This is a genomic window from Acinetobacter sp. 40AMC3-4 (genome assembly GCF_049898185.1).
Taxonomy (GTDB): Bacteria; Pseudomonadota; Gammaproteobacteria; order Pseudomonadales; family Moraxellaceae; genus Acinetobacter.
Genome location: NZ_JAFCXG010000011.1, coordinates 1 through 19,983, shown reverse-complemented (window position 1 = coordinate 19,983; position 19,983 = coordinate 1). Strand labels below are relative to the sequence as shown.

Annotated in this window: 19 protein-coding genes; 10 read left to right on the top strand and 9 right to left on the bottom strand. The window is 44.0% G+C overall.

The features are described 5' to 3' along the window. Positions 1-12 precede the first annotated feature (12 nt). Genes ACP7BU_RS12275 through ACP7BU_RS12230 form a run of 10 tightly spaced genes read left to right on the top strand, consistent with a single transcriptional unit; the run spans position 13 to position 10,891 of the window. Entirely contained in the window at positions 13-768 is a 756-nt protein-coding gene (locus ACP7BU_RS12275) for a glycosyltransferase family 2 protein (RefSeq protein WP_425880017.1), read from the top strand. A 3-nt stretch (positions 769-771) separates the two neighbouring features. Then, complete coding sequence (locus ACP7BU_RS12270; protein ID WP_425880016.1) at positions 772-1,710, top strand: NAD-dependent epimerase/dehydratase family protein; 939 nt, start codon at positions 772-774, stop codon at positions 1,708-1,710. Between the two features lie 7 nt (positions 1,711-1,717). Continuing rightward, positions 1,718-2,731, top strand: coding sequence for an MraY family glycosyltransferase (locus tag ACP7BU_RS12265; protein WP_425880015.1), 1,014 nt, complete (start codon positions 1,718-1,720; stop codon positions 2,729-2,731). After that, entirely contained in the window at positions 2,724-3,254 is a 531-nt protein-coding gene (locus ACP7BU_RS12260) for an acetyltransferase (RefSeq protein WP_425880014.1), read from the top strand. The genes ACP7BU_RS12265 and ACP7BU_RS12260 overlap by 8 nt, the downstream gene beginning before the upstream one ends. Before the next feature lie 42 nt (positions 3,255-3,296). Next, entirely contained in the window at positions 3,297-5,171 is a 1,875-nt protein-coding gene (locus ACP7BU_RS12255) for a polysaccharide biosynthesis protein (protein ID WP_425880013.1), read from the top strand. Between the two features lie 12 nt (positions 5,172-5,183). Next, positions 5,184-6,059 carry a UTP--glucose-1-phosphate uridylyltransferase GalU gene (gene galU / locus ACP7BU_RS12250; RefSeq protein WP_425880012.1) on the top strand — a complete coding sequence of 292 codons (876 nt, stop codon included), beginning with the start codon at positions 5,184-5,186 and terminating at the stop codon, positions 6,057-6,059. A 15-nt stretch (positions 6,060-6,074) separates the two neighbouring features. Further along, the gene (locus ACP7BU_RS12245; protein WP_425880011.1) at positions 6,075-7,331 is read left to right on the top strand and encodes a nucleotide sugar dehydrogenase; all 1,257 of its coding nucleotides are present in this window, start codon (positions 6,075-6,077) and stop codon (positions 7,329-7,331) included. Next, on the top strand, positions 7,331-8,998 hold the full coding sequence (gene pgi / locus ACP7BU_RS12240; RefSeq protein ID WP_425880010.1) for a glucose-6-phosphate isomerase: 1,668 nt from the start codon (positions 7,331-7,333) through the stop codon (positions 8,996-8,998). The genes ACP7BU_RS12245 and pgi overlap by 1 nt, the downstream gene beginning before the upstream one ends. Beyond that, the gene (gene galE / locus ACP7BU_RS12235) at positions 8,991-10,010 is read left to right on the top strand and encodes a UDP-glucose 4-epimerase GalE (RefSeq protein WP_005108342.1); all 1,020 of its coding nucleotides are present in this window, start codon (positions 8,991-8,993) and stop codon (positions 10,008-10,010) included. Before pgi ends, galE begins: the two co-directional genes overlap by 8 nt. A 2-nt stretch (positions 10,011-10,012) precedes the next feature. Next, a complete protein-coding gene (locus ACP7BU_RS12230; RefSeq protein WP_425880009.1) occupies positions 10,013-10,891 on the top strand; it encodes a beta-1,6-N-acetylglucosaminyltransferase in 879 nt (292 codons plus the stop codon). An 81-nt stretch (positions 10,892-10,972) separates the two neighbouring features. On the opposite strand, the gene ACP7BU_RS12225 is transcribed toward ACP7BU_RS12230, so the two are convergent. The 9 genes from ACP7BU_RS12225 to ACP7BU_RS12185 all read right to left on the bottom strand — a co-directional run. Then, positions 10,973-12,349 (bottom strand): phosphomannomutase/phosphoglucomutase, encoded by a 1,377-nt coding sequence (locus tag ACP7BU_RS12225; protein WP_005108344.1) that lies wholly within the window; start codon positions 12,347-12,349, stop codon positions 10,973-10,975. 58 nt (positions 12,350-12,407) lie between these two features. Then, positions 12,408-14,246 carry a glutamine--fructose-6-phosphate transaminase (isomerizing) gene (gene glmS, locus ACP7BU_RS12220; protein ID WP_313565195.1) on the bottom strand — a complete coding sequence of 613 codons (1,839 nt, stop codon included), beginning with the start codon at positions 14,244-14,246 and terminating at the stop codon, positions 12,408-12,410. An 11-nt stretch (positions 14,247-14,257) separates the two neighbouring features. Continuing rightward, a complete protein-coding gene (gene glmU, locus ACP7BU_RS12215) occupies positions 14,258-15,622 on the bottom strand; it encodes a bifunctional UDP-N-acetylglucosamine diphosphorylase/glucosamine-1-phosphate N-acetyltransferase GlmU (RefSeq protein WP_425880008.1) in 1,365 nt (454 codons plus the stop codon). 20 nt (positions 15,623-15,642) lie between these two features. Next, on the bottom strand, positions 15,643-16,164 hold the full coding sequence (locus tag ACP7BU_RS12210; protein WP_085064581.1) for a phosphatidylglycerophosphatase A family protein: 522 nt from the start codon (positions 16,162-16,164) through the stop codon (positions 15,643-15,645). Further along, positions 16,142-17,059: a thiamine-phosphate kinase gene (gene thiL / locus ACP7BU_RS12205; RefSeq protein WP_425880007.1), complete on the bottom strand. Its 918-nt coding sequence runs from the start codon at positions 17,057-17,059 to the stop codon at positions 16,142-16,144. The genes ACP7BU_RS12210 and thiL overlap by 23 nt, the downstream gene beginning before the upstream one ends. A 17-nt stretch (positions 17,060-17,076) precedes the next feature. Further along, positions 17,077-17,526, bottom strand: coding sequence for a transcription antitermination factor NusB (nusB, locus tag ACP7BU_RS12200; protein WP_004280924.1), 450 nt, complete (start codon positions 17,524-17,526; stop codon positions 17,077-17,079). Between the two features lie 4 nt (positions 17,527-17,530). Further along, positions 17,531-18,001, bottom strand: coding sequence for a 6,7-dimethyl-8-ribityllumazine synthase (ribH, locus tag ACP7BU_RS12195; protein WP_004280926.1), 471 nt, complete (start codon positions 17,999-18,001; stop codon positions 17,531-17,533). A gap of 18 nt (positions 18,002-18,019) precedes the next feature. Next, entirely contained in the window at positions 18,020-19,135 is a 1,116-nt protein-coding gene (ribBA, locus tag ACP7BU_RS12190; protein ID WP_180075476.1) for a bifunctional 3,4-dihydroxy-2-butanone-4-phosphate synthase/GTP cyclohydrolase II, read from the bottom strand. Positions 19,136-19,539: 404 nt separating this feature from the next. Next, positions 19,540-19,983 (bottom strand): aldehyde dehydrogenase family protein (locus ACP7BU_RS12185; RefSeq protein WP_425880006.1); only part of this gene is annotated, 444 nt, incomplete at its 5' end.

Here is a 19,983-nt window from a genome sequence, read left to right as displayed (position 1 = left end):
TTTGAGGTGGTAATGAGTTTTTTAGTTAGTATAATCATGCCTGCATATAATGCGGAAAAGTTAATATCCGATTCGATAAATAGTGTTTTATCGCAGACATATAAGAATTTTGAGCTAATAGTAATTGATGATTGCTCACAAGATCAAACATCACAAGTTGTAGAAAATTTTATTTTAAAAGATAAGAGAGTAAAACTTATTAAAAATATTAAGAATAAAGGTGTTGCTGAAACTAGAAATACTGGTTTAGATCAGGCTAAAGGTGATTATGTCGCTTTTTTAGACTCTGATGATAAGTGGGATAATAATAAGTTAGAAAAACAATTAGCAGTTTTGAAAGAAAGAAATGATGTTGATGTTGTATATGGCTCTTACTATAGATTTAATAATGATGGAATTAAAAATATAGTAAAGGTTCCTAACTTACTAGATAAAAAAGAGTTATTAAAAGGTAATCCAATAGGTAATCTAACTGCTATCTATAATTTTAAAAAATATTCGCAAATCCGGCAAAAAAACATTGGTCATGAAGATTATTTATTTTGGCTAGAAATTTTTAACTCTAGCCCAGATGTAAAAGGCATAGGTATTCAGGAACCTATAGCCTATTATAGAGTAGCAGAAGATGCTAAGAATTTGTCCGGAAATAAGTTGAAAGCAGCGAGCTGGACATGGACTATTTATCGAAAGCACTTAAAACTAAATTTAATAAGTTCTCTATTTTATTTTTCCTATTATATGATTAAAGCTATTTTAAAGAGAGTCTAAGGCGTGAGAGTTCTAATAACAGGTGCAACAGGCTTTGTAGGTTCAGCTCTAACTGAACGGGTGAATAGTTTGTATGACACTATGGTTTTAGTTCGTACTCAAAGTAATGTTCTGCCTTCCACGATTCAACAACTTGTTGCCAGCAATATTTTTGAAGCAGATTTTCCAGAAAATGTAGACGTTATTATTCACTTAGCAGGTCGTGCTCATATTCTAAATGAACAAACGACAGATCCATTAGCTGAATTTTGTAAAGTCAATGTAGAAGGGACATTACAACTTGCCCGTCAGGCTTTGGACAAAAAAGTAAAACGCTTCATATTTATGAGTTCTATAGGTGTGAATGGTTCAGTGACATCACAGCAACCGTTTACAGAAGATGCTCTGCCACAACCCCATGCAGATTATGCGGTTTCCAAACTAGAAGCAGAGGAAGCATTAAAAAAATTATTTGCTGGTACAGACATTGAATTAGTGATTATTCGCCCACCCTTAGTGTACGCAGCTCACGCGCCAGGTAACTTTGCTCGTTTACTCAAATTAGTCGCAACCAATTTACCTTTACCTTTTACACGTACACGAAACAAACGTAGCTTTGTCGCACTTGAGAACTTGGTCGATTTTATTCAGGTTTGTATTGAGCATCCCAACGCTGCCAACCAAACATTTTTAGTGGCAGATCAAAGTCGCATTTCCACACGTGAACTGGTTCAATACTTAAAACAGGGTATGGGAAAAACCCCATATTTTATTTATATTCCACAACCTCTTATGAAACTAGGGGCGGCATGTGTAGGGAAATCCAAACTCTATGAACAACTGTTTGAATCACTTGAAGTAGATGCTTCCAAGGCTCAAAAACTACTGGGCTGGACAGCTCCGTTAAGTACCCAGCAAGCCATGTTAAAAGCAGGCCAAGATTATCTAAAAATGAAAGAGTAATTCACGTATGTCAATTTTTGCACAGAGCATTGTATTTTTTATACTGACATTACTATTTACAGGCTACATGCGGCATTATGCCCTAAAGAAAAATATCATAGACAACCCCAATGAGCGCAGCTCCCACAGTGTACCCACGCCACGCGGTGGTGGTGTAGCTGTGGTGTGTAGCTATTTATTGGTGTTGGCTGTGCTGATCTATAGCCAGCAACTGACAGTCCATATAGGCTTAACCCTTATGGGGGCAGGTTTTGTTATCGCACTGCTTGGTTTCTTAGATGATCATGGGCATATCAACTCCATGTTGCGTCTAGCCATCCATTTTCTAGTGGCTATAAGTGCGGTGACCAGTTTAGGTGGTTTTGCTGAAGTCACTGCTTTTAATGGTCTGCAACTCGGCTTTGTAGCCAATATCATTGCTGTGTTATTTTTGGTGTGGTTACTCAATCTGTATAATTTTATGGATGGCATTAATGGTATTGCCAGTGTTGAAGCCATTACCGCCACAGTGAGTATGGCAATTTTGTACTATCTGCTAAATGCATCGCTGAATTCAGATCTACTTTGGTTATTAGCTGCCTGCGTATTTGGCTTCCTATTATGGAACTTTCCCAAAGCCAAAATTTTTATGGGCGATGCCTGTAGTGGGTTTTTAGGGCTAACATTAGGGATTTTGGCATTAATTGCCCTCAAAGAAAACTTAGCATTGTTTTGTGCATGGATTATTTGTCTAGGTGTATTTGTGGTCGATGCGACTTATACCCTGATTAAACGCGTGCTCAGTGGCTATAAAATGTATGATGCGCATCGCAGCCATAGCTATCAAATTTTATCGCGTAAATGGGGCAGCCATACGCCAGTGACTTTGGCTGTAGCAGCGATTAACCTTCTCTGGCTATTTCCAATTGCATATATGACCGTAATGCAACAATGGGCCTATCCTGAATTCGCAGTGTTGATTGCTTATTTACCTTTAATATTGATTGCTATTAAATTAAGAGCGGGAACACCTGATGCCTGAGAAAAAATTACTGATTCTCGGGGCAGGCGGTTTTGGTCAATCAATTGCTGAAGTTGCTGAACTGCTAGGTAAATGGAAGAGTATTTCATTTGTTGATGATCGATGGCCTGAGCAACAACAGGTTGGTCGCTATACAATTATTGCAAATATTCAATCTTTAGAAGCAATCAATTTGCATAGTTTTGAAGCCATTATAGCAGTTGGAAATAACCAAATACGACAAAAATGGCAACAATTATTGCTTGATTTATCTATACCCATTACGACTATTATACATCCACAAACTGTCATTGCTCCTAGTGTAACAATAGGGCAGGGGGTAAGTATTATGGCTGGGTGTGTTATTGGAACGAATACGATTATCCAAGATGGTGCTATTTTAAATATGGGTACATTATTGGACCATGATGTGGTGGTTGAACAATTTGTACACTTAAGTATTGGGGTGAAAGTTGCAAGTAATAATGTTATCCCTACATTTTCTTTCTTGGAAGTGGGAAGTATCATAGAACATAAGTCTTAATAACAACTTCTTTAAATTAAGATATGACGTGCTGAAAAATATATGAAATCTCTTGTAATTCCTCTGGTTGAATCTCCACGTTCAGCAAAACTCGCGTTTTTAGTCATTTTAGACTTTTGTATTTTCCCTGTTCTAATCTGGCTTTGTTATGCCATTCGACAGTTTGATCTCGGTACAGAAGTTGTACCCAATATTCCCTTTGGGCCAGTTTGGGTCAGTGGTATTGCAGTCTTTGCGCTGTTTATCTGTGGTGTATACCGTTTTATTGTTCGTACCTTTAATGAATTTTTTATTGCCAAATTAGGTCTGGCAACCATATTAAGCGTGATTGGTTTGTACTTGTTGGCTTATAGTACGCATGCGTTTATTCCGACCTCAATCCCTTTAATGTTTGGCTTTATGATGTTCGCTTGGGTTTGGTTCAGCCGGGGTATTATTCGTTTTGTCGTTCAATCTTATTTGAAGTCAGGTGTACCGAAAAAACGGATTGCTATTTATGGAGCAGGTCATGCTGGTCAGCAGGTAGCAGCTACTTTAAACCGTTCTAATGAACATCTACCGATTATATTTATTGATGATGATCCTTCTTTAAGTGGCCAAAATATTGGTGGTATCCAAGTTTTTTTACCACATACTGCTTTGAAATGTTTTACAAAATTCAAAATTGATGAAATTTTAATTGCACTCCCGTCAGTAGGGCGAATACGTAAAAGTGAAATTATTAAGTTTTTAGAGCCGGCTCATTTAAAAATTACCGAGATTCCGGGTCTGACTAAACTGGTCAATGGTGAAATTCGAATTTCTGATATTCAGGAAGTAGATATTATTGATTTACTGGGGCGTGATCCTGTACCGCCAGTTCCAGTGCTTTTGGCTAAAAATATTAAAAATAAAGTAGTCATGGTCACAGGTGCGGGTGGCTCGATTGGTTCAGAACTGTGTCGCCAAATTATTAAAAATCAGCCGGCCAAACTGGTTATTTATGAACTGACTGAATTCGCACTGTATAGCATTGAAAAAGAGTTACGCCTTAGCGCTAGCTGTGAAATCATTCCGATTCTTGGCTCTGTACTGGATGAGCGTAAGTTAGAACGGGTAATTGAACAGTACGGCGTGCAAACCGTTTATCATGCGGCTGCTTATAAGCATGTGCCATTGGTCGAGTGTAATCCATTGGCTGGCCTGAAAAATAATGCAGTCGGTACAGCATTCAGTGTCAATGCCGCAGTTAAAAAGGGTGTAGAAACTTTTGTCCTGATTTCAACCGATAAGGCGGTGCGCCCGACCAATGTCATGGGCGCGACCAAACGGATGGCAGAGCTGTATTGTCAGGCTATGGCGGAAGCGCAAGACCAGACCCAGATCAGTATTGTGCGCTTTGGTAATGTCCTCGGTTCTTCGGGCTCGGTCGTGCCGCTGTTTAAACAGCAGATTGCCAAAGGTGGCCCGATTACCGTGACCGATCCGGAAGTGACCCGGTTCTTTATGACCATTCCGGAAGCTTCGCAACTGGTGATTCAGGCTGGCGCTTTGGGAACCGGTGGAGACGTATTCCTGCTGGACATGGGCGAGCCGGTACGGATTCAGGATCTGGCACGACAAATGATTTCTCTCAGCGGACTCAAAGTCAGAGATGATAAAAACCCGAATGGCGATATTGAAATTCAATATACTGGGCTACGTCCAGGCGAAAAACTTTATGAAGAACTGCTGATTGACGAAGAAAATACAGAAATTACTTCACATAAGCGTATTCTACGATCTGTAGAGAAACATTATCCATTGGCAGAAATTCTGGCAGTATTTAACCGTATGCATGCACTTAGCGCGACTCAGACTGATATTGAATGGGCACTGGCACAACTAGAATATTATGTGGATGGTTATATACGCGGTAACGAAATTAAAGTGAACTAGGTTTTTATAGATATGATTAAAAAAGCGATTCTCCCTGTGGCGGGTCTAGGTACGCGTTTTTTACCTGCCAGTAAATCCATTCCGAAAGAAATGGTTACTGTTGTGGATCGCCCTGCAATTGAATATGTGGTGCGTGAAGCCGTTGCTGCCGGAATTGAGCAGATTATTCTGGTGACCCATTCTTCCAAGGCTTCGATTGAAAATTATTTTGACCGTAACTTTGAGCTTGAAACCACCCTTGAGCAAAAAAACAAAATCGACCTGCTGAAAGAAATTACGGAGATTCTGCCTGCAGGCGTGAGTGTGATTAGTGTACGCCAGCCGCAGCCTTTGGGTCTGGGTCATGCGGTACTGTGTGCCAAAGCCATGATTGGTGATGATGATTTTGCAGTGCTGTTACCGGATGTGCTGGTGAAAGATCAGGATCCGGAAAATGACCTGTCACGCATGATTCAGCGCTATGTACAATCTCAAGCTTCACAAATCATGGTTGAAGCAGTGCCTGAACATCTGGTCGACCAGTATGGCATTGTTGATGTTGCTGCATCACCTGAGGAAGGTGAAAGTATAGTCATGCAAGGGATCGTTGAGAAACCGGCAGTCGGGACGGCACCATCGAATCTGTCTGTGGTGGGGCGTTATATTCTGCCGGCAAAAATCATGCAGCTTTTAGAACAGACCCCACGCGGGGCAGGCAATGAAATCCAGCTGACCGATGCCATCGCCATGCTGCAGCAAACCGAAGCCGTAGAAGCCTATCGCATGAAAGGTCAGACCTTTGACTGTGGCAGCAAGTTAGGTTATCTAAAAGCTGTTTTACATTATGGCGTCGATCATCCTAAACTCGGTGCCGAGTTTAAAGCATTAATTCAGGAACTGGCATTATAATAATCAAGGAATATTATGAAAGTCGCAGTATTGGGAAAAACCTTATTTTCCGGAGTCATTTCAGCTCTTTTATCTGAATGTGGTCATCAGGTGGTCTGGTGTAACAGCTTCAATGCAGATGAGTCGGCCCGGCCCTATTTCCAGGATGAATCTCTACAACAATTACTGCAAAAACAGGAAAAATCTGGTTTTTTAAACTGTTGCGATTTTCAGCATCTGGATTTTAATCAGGATGTGTTTTTCTTTAGTTTTAATGCGACTGAAGAACAGCAAGCGTTTCAGATGCTGGACACCATCCGGCATGCCTGTTTTGCCCATCCCAAGCTGATGATTAATGCCTCGACCTTTGGCTTGCATGGCACGCAGCGCTTTCAGCAGTTGCTGCCGAATGATGACTGGATTTATCTGCCAGATATTATTCAGGAAGGGAATGCACTGCGTAGCTTTACTCAGGCCACCCAGTTGATTGTGGGCTGTGATCATGCAGATATCCAGCCTAAAATCAAAGAATTATTACGTCCATTATTTCCACGCGCGCAGCAGTATCTATTTATGCCGGTTCTGGATGCCGAATTTACCAAGTTGAGTATTTCCGGCATGCTCGCCACCCGGATCAGTTATATGAATGATCTGGCCAGTGTGGCAGAAAAGCTTGGCATTGATATTGAACAGGTACGGCAAGGCATGGCTGCGGATAACCGGATTGGTTCTGCCTATCTGTTCCCCGGCGTTGGTTTTGGTGGAGAGAATTTCTCCCATGATATCCGGACGCTTACTCACGCCGTGGCAGATTCAGGGGTAAAAAACCAGTTGCTGGAACAGGTCTGGGACATTAACGAACAGCAAAAAGAATTACTGTTTCGTAAACTCTGGAACTATTTCCGTGGAGACTTAAAGGGTAAAGTTATTGCGATCTGGGGTGCAGCCTTTAAGGAAAACACGCCGAGTATCCAGCAGTCTCCGGTACATGCCATGCTGACCGCTTTGTGGGCACAAGGCGTGACGGTCAAGCTGCATGATCCTCAGGCAATCACAAATATTGAAAAGGTTTATGGGCCACGGGAAGACCTGATCCTGTGTAAAGACCAGTATCAGGCTGTGGAAGGGGCGTATGCCTTGTGTCTGATGACGGCATGGAAACAGTACGGCAGTCCGGATTATCCATATCTGATCAAGCTAATGCAGCATCCCCTGATTCTGGATGGGCGTAATCTGTATGATCCGACGTATGTCAAGACACGCGGTTTTAATTATATTGGGGTGGGACGTTAATGTTGAGCCATTTTAATCCAAATCTCGACACTGAAACTGTGTGTCAGAAACTCGCCTCGAACAAAGAACAACTTCAGTCTGAGCATCTGCGGGAACTGTTTGCTGCTGACCCGGAGCGCTTTAATCGATATTCCATTCAGTTTGAACAACTGCTATTTGACTATAGCAAACACAGAATCAATCAAAATGTGATACAAGGCCTGATCGAATGGGCCGATGCACAGAACCTCAGATCCTGGATTGGCTCCCTGTTTTCCAGTCAAAAAATCAACTATACCGAGCAGCGTGCTGCCATGCACTGGGCACTGCGCCTGCCCAAACAGGATCAACAGCATGCTGATCTGGCAGCTGATGTGCATGCCCAGCTGGAGCGTATGTATGCGCTGGTGGAACAGATTCATGCCGGACAGCGTCGCGGTGCCACCGGGGAAGTCATTCAGGATGTGGTCAATATCGGGGTGGGCGGATCAGACCTCGGTCCCTTGATGGTCACGCATGCTTTATCTGATTTTAAATACCAGTCTGCCCAGCCACTCAACGTACATTTTGTTTCGACTATGGATGGCAGTCAGTTGTCTGAGCTGTTGCATCAGCTGCGTCCGGAAACGACACTGTTTATTATTTCCTCCAAATCCTTCGGCACCATTGATACCCTGACCAATGCTCAGACGGTACGCTTGTGGCTGGAAAAGGCCTTAGGTCAACATCCTTATATTCTCAAGCATCATTTTATTGGAGTATCGACCAAACCGGAAAAAATGACGGCGTGGGGTATCGTACCGGAAAACCAGTTATTGCTTTGGGACTGGGTCGGCGGGCGTTATTCACTCTGGTCCTGTATCGGACTGCCAATTGCCCTGAGTATCGGGATTGAAGGCTTCAAGCAGCTGCTGGCTGGTGCTTATGCAATTGATCAGCATTTCCAGTACCAGCCTTTTGAGCGCAATATTCCGGTATTGATGGGGCTTTTGGGAGCATGGAATACCAATTTTCTGGATATTCAGACCCATGCAATTCTGCCTTATGATGGTCGGCTGAAATATTTTGCCTCCTATCTGCAACAGCTGGAAATGGAATCCAACGGCAAATCAATTCAACGTAATGGCGAGAAAGTCCAGCTAGATACCTGCCCGATTATCTGGGGTGAGGTCGGGCCGAATGCCCAGCATGCCTTCTATCAGTTATTGCATCAGGGTACGCAGTCAGTCAGCTGTGATTTTATTGCACCGGTAGAACGTTATAACAGCCAGCAATATACCTATGCAGACAGCGCTGAAGCATTAGTCGAACAACATCATCTGGCCTTATCCAACTGTCTGGCGCAATCGCGCTTACTGGCTTTTGGCAATGAAGCACTGGATCAAACTGAATTGGCGAGCTTACCGGCTTATAAACAGTATGAAGGTAATCAGCCGAGCAGTACCCTGTTATTGCAGGAACTCAATCCATACAGTTTGGGCATGCTTATTGCACTGTATGAGCACAAGGTATTTGTCCAGTCCGTGCTGTGGAATATCAATCCGTTTGACCAGTGGGGCGTAGAAAAAGGCAAGGAAATTGCCAACCAGCTATTGCCAATACTGAATGGTGAACAAACCGATCTGGATGGTTTGGACGGTTCTACCCAAGGCCTCATTAAAATTTTATTAGGAAAGTCAAATGGCTAAAATTTTGGTCACAGGTGGGGCAGGCTATATTGGTTCACATACCTGTGTAGAATTGTTGAATGCCAGACATGAGGTAATTGTACTTGATAATCTGTGCAATAGCTCCTCCGAGTCCTTAAGCCGAGTAGAAAAGCTGACCAAAAAAAGCCTGACCTTTGTGGAAGGCGATATCCGGGATAGCCAGTTACTCGATCAGGTCTTTCAGCAAAATTCGATTGATGCGGTAATTCATTTTGCCGGTCTTAAAGCAGTCGGTGAAAGCCAGCAGATTCCATTGGCTTATTTTGATAATAATATTGCCGGTTCAATTAGTCTGGTTCAGGCGATGCAGCGCGCACAGGTGTATAAACTGGTCTTTAGCTCTTCCGCCACTGTGTATGGTGAAGATAATCCTTCTCCATATCAGGAAGATATGCCCTTAAGTATGCCGAATAATAATTATGGCTATACCAAGTTGGTTGTTGAGCAGATGTTAGAAAAAGTAGCAATTGCAGATGAACGTTGGTCCATTGCCTTGCTACGTTATTTTAATCCGGTCGGCGCGCATAAAAGTGGACAGATTGGTGAAGATCCATTGGGTATTCCCAACAATCTGATGCCTTTTGTGACTCAAGTTGCGGTAGGTCTGCGTGAAAAGCTGTCTATTTTTGGCCATGATTACGACACGGCCGACGGCACCTGTGAGCGTGACTTTATTCATGTAGTGGATTTAGCGAAAGCACATGTTTTAGCAATTCAGAATCGTTTAAAGCATCAAGGCTGCCGGGCCTGGAATATTGGTACGGGCCAACCGATATCGGTATTAACCCTGAAAGATACCTTTGAGAAAGTGAATCAGATCCAGATTCCGTTTGAGTTCGCTGCACGACGTGATGGTGATTTGGCAAGTTTCTATGCAGACAATGCGCGTGCAGTAAAAGAGTTGGGCTGGACACCCGAATATGGCTTGGAGGATATGCTCGCCGATAGCTGGAAATGGCAAAAGCAGAACCCCAAAGGATATGGATCATAGATATGAATTTTATTTATGGGGTTATTTGTCATCAACTTACCCATTCATTGGTTTTTCTGGTGAATGAGCTGCTGAAAAGTCCTCATAGTATTATTCTTATTCATGTCGATCAAAAAGCCGACCTTGCCCCATTTCATACTCAATTCGGACAGCTTGATCAGGTATATTTTTTAGCAGACCGGACAGATGTACGATGGGGCAGCTATAGCCAAATTGAAGTCATGTTAAAACTCCTGCAGGAAGCACAAAAATATGATTACGGCTATTTTTTCTTCCTGTCCGGAGATGACATTCCTTTATGTTTCAATACCGCAAGAGAATTATTTCTAGAAAAAGAATATCAAAAACAGACCGAGTTTGTGGGTCATGATGATTTACCAGATGATGTGGAACAACGGGTGAATGTCCTGTATTTACCGATTATGTATCAGAAAGCTAAATCACCATTATTTCAGTTCCTGAACAGATGGGCATTATGGTATTGCCGGCACTTCCGTAAACAGGATATTTCTCATTTACCTAAACTATATAAAGGTTCAAACTGGATTACTCTCACCGATCAGGCGGTGACATTTATTCTGGATTATCTGGAAGCGAATCCGGATTATGCAAAAACCTTTAAATCTTCACTCTGTGCAGATGAAATCTTTTTCCATACCATTATTTATAATTCCCATTTTCAGCAACGCATCTATCATGTCCAGCATAGGATAGAGGATTGTGAAACAGGGCTAAGATATATTGACTGGGATTCCGGGCCGGATTATCCAAGAACTTTAGATGTGTCTGATTTTGATAAAATGAAGAAGTCAGGCATGCTGTTTGCGCGAAAAATGAATACAAATATCACAGTGGATATACTCGAAAAACATTTTTCATAAAAGCTTCAGGCCGGAAAAGTACCCTAAAAACTGGAGTCTTTTCTCTGGTTTAAGGGCATTGTTTTCAGGCTTTTTGAGGACTTAAGCATTGCCCTGGATCAGCTGGGTCAGCTCATCGACATAGTCCTGCATCGGTCGTGGATGATGATCACGGCGGCTTTCAATATTCAAACGCAATAATGGTTCAGTATTGGAGGCGCGCACATTAAAACGCCAGCTACCAAAATTCAGGCTGACGCCGTCGGTCTGGTCAATTTCTGGTTTTTGATCGGCATAATGATCGAAAAGTTTTTGGATGGTTGCCTGGGTATCGGCCACTTTAAAATTAATTTCACCTGAACATGGGAACTTGGCGATCATTTCTTCCACAAGAGAAGATAAGGATTTTCCTGTTTCAGACAGTACCGCCATAGCCAGTAACCATGGAATCATGCCGCTGTCACAGTAAGCAAAATCACGGAAATAGTGATGGGCACTCATTTCCCCGCCATAAGCCGCATTATGTTCACGCATGACATCTTTAATGAAGGCATGCCCTGATTTTGATTGGACGGTAATCCCCTGATACTGCTCTACCACATCCAGCGTATTCCAGACCAGACGCGGGTCATGGACAATTTTTTCGCCAGACTGCTTCAGCAGGAATGCCTGCGCCAGAAGGCCAACAATATAATAACCTTCAATGAACTGCCCTTTTTCATCGAACAGGAAGCAGCGGTCAAAGTCGCCATCCCAGGCAATGCCCATATCCGCACCATGCTGAATGACTGCATCACGGGTGCTATCACGGTTTTCAACCAGAATTGGATTCGGGATGCCATTCGGGAAGTTACCATCGGCCTCATTGTGAATTTTGACAAATTCAACCGGAATCTGGAGTTGTTGAAACTTCTGTTCAAGCGCATCAACCACATGTCCTGCGGCACCATTACCAGCATTCATCACCAGTTTCATCGGGCGGATTTTTGCCGGATCGATATAGGTCATCAGGTGGTCGATAAATTCTGGCAGGATATTATATTTTTCCGTATGACCTTTTTGGCTAACTTCAATGAATTGCCCTGATTCGGCCAAGGCCTGAATTTCTTTTAAGCCTGTATCTGCACTGATCGGACGGGCATTTTCACGCACCAGTTTCATCCCATTATAGTCCATTGGATTATGGCTGGCAGTAACTTCAATACCACCCTGAACATCCAGGTGGAAAGCTGCGAAATAAACTTCTTCGGTCCCGGTCATGCCAAGATCCAGCACATTGACCCCGGCATCATTCAAGCCGCGAATGGTGGCCTGTTTTAGCTCTTCACTGCTGAGTCGTATATCACAACCAATGGCTACTGTTTTAGGTTGATAAATTTGTCCATAAGCCCGGCCAATTTTGTAGGCGATATCTTCATTGAGTTCTGTACCCAGTTTGCCACGAATATCATAGGCTTTGAAGCAAGTCAGTTTTGTCATTTAGAGGCTCTCCATTCAGAAGAAAAAGGCCGGTTCCCCAGCCTTGATTCAATTTTAATTATTCTACGGTAACCGATTTTGCCAGGTTGCGTGGCTGATCCACATCCGTACCACGTAGCACTGCCACATGATAAGACAATAACTGCACCGGGATGCTATACACAATCGGTGCCAGCACTGCATTGACTGCCGGAATATGTACCACATGCTGGCGTTCTTTGGCTTTAATGCCGCTGTTTTCATCAGCAAACACAAATAGCTCGCCACCACGCGCCTGAACTTCTTCCATATTGGATTTGAGCTTATCCAGCATGTCATCCTGTGGTGCCAGAATCACTACCGGCATGTCATTGTCAACCAGTGCCAATGGCCCGTGTTTCAGTTCGCCTGCAGCATAACCTTCAGCATGAATATAGGAAATTTCTTTCAGCTTGAGTGCGCCTTCCAGTGCGATCGGGAAATGCGTACCACGGCCCAAGAACAGGCAGTGCTGCTTTTCAACAAACAGTTCAGAAAGGCGTAGAAGCTCATCATCATGACGCAAGGTATCCAGCATGACTTTAGGCATATGCCAAAGTCCTGTGGTAATTTCCGTCATTTTTTCTGTAGAAATAGTATTTTTTACAGAACCGATTTTCAGTACCAACAGCATCAAGGCTGCAAGCTGGGTGGTAAAGGCTTTGGTGGAAGCCACGCCAATTTCAGGACCAGCTAAAGTCAGCAGGCTGTAATCTGTTTCACGTACCATCGAAGAGGTTGCCACGTTACAGATCGTCATCGTGCTAATGTCGAGGCCTTTGGCAGTTGCACGTTTCTGTGTATCACGTAAGGCAGCCAAGGTATCGGCAGTTTCACCGGACTGGGAAATACATACATATAGCGTGTTGTTCACAATCACCGGAGTGCGATAACGGAACTCGCTGGCAATCTCGACCTGGCAAGGCAGGTCAATCAGCTGTTCAAACCAGTATTTGGCAATCATGCCGGCATGATAGCTGGTACCGCAGGCAATAATCTGGATTTGCTGGATTTTTGCAAAGTCTTGTTCCGCACTGGCAAGAAAATCTTCACGCAGGTCATTGCCATTTAAAGCTTGGGAAATGGTCTGTTTGATCGCTTCAGGCTGCTCATAAATTTCTTTGAGCATGTAGTGCTTGTATTCACCTTTAGAAGCATTGCTGACGGCAGCATCCAGTTCCTTGACCGGACGATCGACAAGTTGACCATCGACAAAGACTTCAATCGTGGTACGGGTCAAACGGGCAATATCGCCTTCTTCAAGATAAATAAAACGGTTGGTAATCGGGAGCAGAGCCAACTGGTCAGAACTGATAAAGTTTTCACCAATACCGACACCAATGACGAGCGGAGAACCTTCACGTACGGTAATCAGTTCATCAGGGTGGTCAGTATGTACGATACCCAGTGCATAGGCACCTTTCAGTTGTGGAACCACCTGGCGTACAGCTTCTAACAGGCTCGGGGTAGATTTCAGCGCATCATTGATCAGATGGGCAACCACTTCAGTATCAGTCTGTGAGGTAAACACATAGCCTAAAGCTTCAAGATCATCTTTCAGTTCCTGATAGTTTTCGATAATCCCGTTATGGACCACTGCTACATTTTCAGAAATATGCGGATGGGCATTTTCTTCAGTCGGTTTGCCATGGGTGGCCCAGCGTGTATGCGCAATGCCGAGTGAACCGCTAATCTGGGATTCATTCACAGCCTGTTCAAGGTTTGCAACCTTACCGACACGGCGTTCACGTAGGACTTGGCTGTTGTTAATGAGTGCCAAACCTGCTGAATCATAACCACGGTATTCCAGGCGTTTTAAGCCTTCAATCAAAATATTGGTAATGCTGCGTTCCGCAATGCCACCGACGATACCACACATATTTGTTCCCCTTATTTCTTGATTTTTTGCGGACGTGGATAGTTTTCTTTGGCAAATTGCTTAGAGCGCTCTACTGCCAAACTGTTGTCTTCCACATCACGGGTAATCGTCGAGCCTGCACCCACTGTAGCACCGTTACCAATTCTCACAGGTGCCACTAATGAACTGTTCGAGCCAATAAAGGCTTGATCACCAATAATTGTTTTAAATTTGTTGGCACCATCGTAATTACAGGTAATAGTCCCTGCACCGATGTTTGAGCCTGCACCAACTTCAGCATCACCCAGATAGGTAAAATGGTTGGCTTTAGAGCCTAGACCAATCGAGGTATTTTTAACTTCAACAAAGTTACCGATATGCACTTCATTGGCCAATTGTGCACCCGGACGGAGTCGTGCAAAAGGTCCAATCTGGGTATCTTCACCAACGATAGCATTGTCAAAAATGCTATATGGTTGAACCTTGGTGCCAGCTGCAATCTTGCTATTCTTAATGATACAGCCAGCGCCAATTTCAACGTTGTCGCCCAGCTCGCAATCACCTTCGATAATCACATTGATATCAATGCGGACATCCTGACCGACAGTTAAATTACCACGCAAGTCAAAGCGGCTTGGATCAATCAGATGTACACCTTGCTGCATTAGCTGTTTGGCTTGATAAGACTGGAACTGACGCTCTAAAGCAGCGAGCTGCACGCGGTCATTTACCCCTTCAACTTCAAAAGCCTGCTCAGGTTCTACCGATGCAACTTGTATACCATCTGCCAAAGCCATCGCGACAATATCAGTCAGGTAATATTCACCCTGCGCATTGTCATTGCTTAAATTTGGCAGCCATTGATGCAACTTGGCATTGCTGACGGCATAAATACCGGTATTGATTTCCTTGATCTGACGCTGTTCTTCGGAAGCATCCTTGTGCTCCACAATGGCCTGGATTTCACCATTTTCACGTACAATACGACCATAACCATTGGCATCTGGCAGGGTAAGCGTCACCAGACCAATACCGGTTTCTGCAGTGGCATCGAGTAATTTTTGCAAGGTCACAGGATTAATGCACGGTACATCGCCGGAAAGAATCAGCGAGACGCCGTCTTGTGGCAGGACAGGCAAGGTCATTTGTACGGCATGACCGGTACCCAGCTGTTCAGCCTGTTCGACCCATTTAATATCCTCTTGTGCAAATGCTGTCTGAACCCGATCACCGCCGTGACCATAAATCGTAATAATATTATCTGCGTTTAATTTTTTTGCCGTTTCAATGACATGACCCAGTAAAGGACGTCCTGCAAGGGGTTGTAATACTTTCGGTAAGCTAGAGCGCATGCGCGTTCCTTTACCTGCAGCAAGAATAATAACAGTCGTTGACATGTTCTAATCCTAAATATGGCTTATGCCACGATGAAGTAAAAATAAAGCAGAATACAAAGAGCAGCCCAAAGGCCGGCAATAATGTCATCCAGCATGATGCCGAAGCCACCGTCGACCTGTCGGTCAATCACACGGATCGGCCAAGGTTTCCAGATATCAAATAATCTGAATAGCGCAAAACCGATGAGCAACCATAACCAGTTCATCTGACCTAAGTAGATCAGGGGCAAAAATGTGATGGATTGTCCGGCAAATTCATCCCAGACGATGCGGCCATCATCATGTACACCCATGACTCTAGCAGTATGCCCGCAGATATATATGCCAACCAGGGACATGATGGCAATGGCAAAAACACTGTTTAGAAAACCAAGATGCAGCCAAATAGGAATAAATAAAAGTGCAAAGGCCGAACCAAAGGTACCGGGTGCTTTAGGTGCCAGACCAGAACCAAAACCAACCCCACTAAAGACAATCAGTCGGTCGATCCATGACATGGCTTTAAAATTAATCGCAGGTTTATGCAAAATGTTGATACCCATTAAATTGAAGTGAATGATCTACGCCATCTTTTTCAAAAGTTAAGCCGTGTTGCTGCTGAATTGTGCCGATCATACTAATCGAAACATCAAGTTGTTTTTGCAATAATTTTTCGTAATTTTGCGGGCTTATTGTAAAGCATAATTCGTAATCATCGCCACCAGCGAGGGCATATTGCCATTTTTGCTCATCGTTTAAAGCATGCAGGGTGGGACTGATCGGCAGGTTTTCAAGTTGCAGCTTGGCACCGACTTGAGAGGCTTTGAGAATATGTCCAAGATCTTGGGCCAAACCATCCGAGACGTCAATCATGCTATGCGCCAGACCTTTTAGGGCAGCACCGAGCTGACAACGTGGCGTTGGATAGTCCAGACGTTTTTGCAGTGGATGACCAAGATGCTGGAGTGCAAAAGCTGCATCACCGACAGTTCCACTGACACAGATCAGATCACCGGGTTTCGCACCTGAGCGTGGAATGGCTTGACCAATATCCACCCAGCCCAATGCTGTGATAGACAGGGTTAAATGAGGACTTTGAGTGGTATCACCACCGATTAAGCTCACACCAAATTGATCGCAACAATCATATAAACCCTGACTAAAAGCTTTTAGCCAGTCATGATCAATTTGGGGTAGGCTCAATGCGAGTAAAATACTGTGCGGGGTTGCGCCCATCGCGGCAATATCAGATAAATTGACAGCCACAGATTTCCAGCCAATCGCATGCGGATTGGTATTCATTGGAAAATGGCGTCCAGCAATCAGGGTGTCGGCACAGATGACCAGTTGTTGCTGAGGAGGAGGGGTGAGCAAGGCTGAATCGTCACCGACGCCCAGATCGACAGAATTGGCATTCTTGCGATTGAAATAGGTGTCGATAATCGAAAATTCAGCCATACAACGAATCTACGCTATTAGTTAGACTGCTGTTTTTCTGCTGCACGCAAAGTTGTCGCTAAACGATCCAATACACCATTGATGTATTTATGGCTATCGGCACCGCCAAAATGTTTAGCCAGCTCGATCGCTTCATCTAGAACCACGCGATATGGAATCTCAAGATGTTCTTTAAGTTCATATGCACCAAGACGAAGGGTCGCAAGTTCAACACCGTCAAGTGCAGAAAGTTCGCGATCGAGTACCGGGATTAAGAGCGCATCCAATGCTTCATGATTGGCAACCACTTGAGTCAACAATTCATGATAATAGCTCAGATCCACTTTGTGCATGGCATTTTCCACACGCGTACGTGCTTCAATCTCATGCACCGGATTGTGGCTCATTTGCCATTCATAAATTCCTTGTACAGCAAAGCGACGTGCTTTACGTTTTGCTGCATAAGTTGCTTGAAGTGTTTGCGACATAGCGTTAAATAGCCTTTAACAAGTTAACCATTTCAATCGCAGTCAGGGCAGCTTCGCTACCTTTATTGCCTGCTTTTGTTCCAGAGCGTTCAATCGCTTGTTCAATACTGTCCGTAGTGAGTACACCGTTAATGACAGGTAAGCCAGTGTCCAGGCCAACCACGCCTAAACCTTTGGCACATTCGCCTGCAACGAAATCGAAGTGAGGCGTGCTACCACGAATCACGGCGCCAAGCGCGATGATGGCATCGAAACGATCTGAAGCTGCCAGTTTTTTCGCAACTACAGGAAGTTCCCAGGCACCAGGTGCATGAACAACAGTGATATTATCCTCTGATACACCATGACGTTTCAATGTATCAATGGCACCTTCTAACAGATGTTCAACCACAAAGCTGTTAAAACGACCAACTAAAATCGCATAACGGTCTTCGTTCGCGAGATGTAACATACCTTCAATACGGCGAACTGCCATAACAACCTCGATAATTTCTTAAGATGTTTGTTGTGCGGTGATGTATTCCACCACTTCTAAGTTAAAGCCTGATAGTGCATTGAAGCGCAATGGAGAGCTGAGCAGCTTCATTTTTTCAACGCCTAGATCACGCAAAATTTGTGCACCGACACCAATGGTCTGATACTGCTGAGACAGTGCAGCATTTGATTTTACATTTTTTGGTGCATTTAAGGTATCTAATGCTGGACCCAAATCCTGTAAATGACGTTGCCCAATCCAGACCAGTACACCACGATCACTATTGGAAATTTCTTTTAATGCGCGGTCTAAGTTCCAGGCCGGTTCGCCGTCCTGTTTTTTCAGTTTGAGCAAATCACGGGTCGGATTAAAACCATGTACACGAACGGTGGTCACGCCTTGTTTAGGCTCGCCTTTGACCAGGGCCAAATGAATATCCGGGTTGCCCAGTTCACGATAACGATATAAATCAAATGTGCCGTATTCGGTGTCGAGTTTTTGATGATCGAGACGCTCAACCGTTTGCTCATTGGTCATGCGGTAATGAATCAGGTCGGCAATGGTGCCAATTTTCAAACCATGCTTTTCAGCAAAAACTTCAAGATCCGGACGGCGCGCCATCGTGCCATCTTCATTGATGATTTCACAAATCACCGAAGCCGGTTCCAGTCCTGCTAAACGAGAAAGATCACAACCTGCCTCGGTATGCCCGGCACGGTGCAATACGCCACCCGGCTGCGCCATCAGCGGGAAGATGTGTCCTGGCTGTACAATATCTGCCGGTTTGGCATGAGCAGCCACCGCAGTTTGAATCGTGTGCGCACGTTCAGCCGGTGAGATCCCGGTAGAAATACCTTTGGCTGCTTCAATTGACAGGGTAAAATTGGTTCCATGCTGGGCACCGTTTGCATCGACCATCAAAGGCAGATTCAACTGCTGGCAACGCTCTTTGCTTAAAGTCAGGCAGACCAGACCACGTGCATGGGTGATCATGAAGTTGATGTCTTCAGGACGTACGTGCGTGGCAGCAATCACTAAGTCGCCTTCATTTTCACGATCTTCATCATCCATCAGGATGACCATTTTTCCTGCACGGATATCTGCTACAAGCTCTTCAACAGTATTGAGCGGCATCAACCTTCACCTTCTTTTTTGATCTTGATCAGACCGAATCATGACATTATTGGGTACATAGTCTAACGCTTTTTAAGCAATTTTGCCTATGCTTATTAGTTTCCCTATAGTGGTTCAATGTTATACACAGTCTTGGGAATCATGAAAAGCCGACTTTAAATGAAAGCCAGGGCTTTATGCAGGTTTTTTGAACAGTTAAAATGCATAAAAAATGAAAAACTTAGGCGAAGTCCTTCTAAGTTAAAGTATTAATTTGTTTTTTATACAGTTTTATTCCTGTTTTTGTGATTTTCAGACTTTTATTTTGCTGGTCAACGATCAAGAGCAGAAAAATTTACCAGATATTAAAAAACTTGAATAAAACAAAAAAGCGAACCGCAGTTCGCTTTTGAGAAAATTCATACTTAGAAGAAACCAGCCGGTTTGGTCGAATAGCTGACTAGCAAGTTTTTAGTCTGCTGATAATGATCCAGCATCATTCTGTGATTCTCACGTCCAATGCCTGATTTTTTATAACCACCGAAAGCCGCATGTGCAGGATAAATATGATAACAGTTGGTCCAGACCCGACCCGCTTGAATCGCGCGTCCTGCACGGTAGGAGGTATGCGCTGAGCGTGACCAGACACCGGCACCTAAACCATAAATCGTATCATTGGCAATCTTGATCGCATCATCAAAGTCTTTAAAGGTGGTCACAGCCAGTACAGGCCCGAAGATTTCTTCCTGGAAGGTCTTCATGTCATTGGTGCCTTTAAAGATGGTCGGTTCAATATAGAAACCTTGACCGACTTCCTGACGTGCTTCACCACCGGTCAGGATCTGTGCACCTTCTTCACGGCCAGTGGC

Coding starts and splice junctions, on each gene's coding strand:
- ribBA (WP_180075476.1), bottom strand. CDS start 19,135: ATGCCGCTCAATACTGTTGAAGAGCTTGTAGCAGATATCCGTGCAGGA.
- ACP7BU_RS12265 (WP_425880015.1), top strand. CDS start 1,718: ATGTCAATTTTTGCACAGAGCATTGTATTTTTTATACTGACATTACTA.
- thiL (WP_425880007.1), bottom strand. CDS start 17,059: ATGGCTGAATTTTCGATTATCGACACCTATTTCAATCGCAAGAATGCC.
- glmS (WP_313565195.1), bottom strand. CDS start 14,246: ATGTGTGGTATCGTCGGTGGCATTGCGGAACGCAGCATTACCAATATT.
- ACP7BU_RS12275 (WP_425880017.1), top strand. CDS start 13: ATGAGTTTTTTAGTTAGTATAATCATGCCTGCATATAATGCGGAAAAG.
- galE (WP_005108342.1), top strand. CDS start 8,991: ATGGCTAAAATTTTGGTCACAGGTGGGGCAGGCTATATTGGTTCACAT.
- ACP7BU_RS12255 (WP_425880013.1), top strand. CDS start 3,297: ATGAAATCTCTTGTAATTCCTCTGGTTGAATCTCCACGTTCAGCAAAA.
- ACP7BU_RS12225 (WP_005108344.1), bottom strand. CDS start 12,349: ATGACAAAACTGACTTGCTTCAAAGCCTATGATATTCGTGGCAAACTG.
- pgi (WP_425880010.1), top strand. CDS start 7,331: ATGTTGAGCCATTTTAATCCAAATCTCGACACTGAAACTGTGTGTCAG.
- ribH (WP_004280926.1), bottom strand. CDS start 18,001: ATGGCAGTTCGCCGTATTGAAGGTATGTTACATCTCGCGAACGAAGAC.
- ACP7BU_RS12230 (WP_425880009.1), top strand. CDS start 10,013: ATGAATTTTATTTATGGGGTTATTTGTCATCAACTTACCCATTCATTG.
- ACP7BU_RS12245 (WP_425880011.1), top strand. CDS start 6,075: ATGAAAGTCGCAGTATTGGGAAAAACCTTATTTTCCGGAGTCATTTCA.
- galU (WP_425880012.1), top strand. CDS start 5,184: ATGATTAAAAAAGCGATTCTCCCTGTGGCGGGTCTAGGTACGCGTTTT.
- nusB (WP_004280924.1), bottom strand. CDS start 17,526: ATGTCGCAAACACTTCAAGCAACTTATGCAGCAAAACGTAAAGCACGT.
- glmU (WP_425880008.1), bottom strand. CDS start 15,622: ATGTCAACGACTGTTATTATTCTTGCTGCAGGTAAAGGAACGCGCATG.
- ACP7BU_RS12260 (WP_425880014.1), top strand. CDS start 2,724: ATGCCTGAGAAAAAATTACTGATTCTCGGGGCAGGCGGTTTTGGTCAA.
- ACP7BU_RS12210 (WP_085064581.1), bottom strand. CDS start 16,164: ATGGGTATCAACATTTTGCATAAACCTGCGATTAATTTTAAAGCCATG.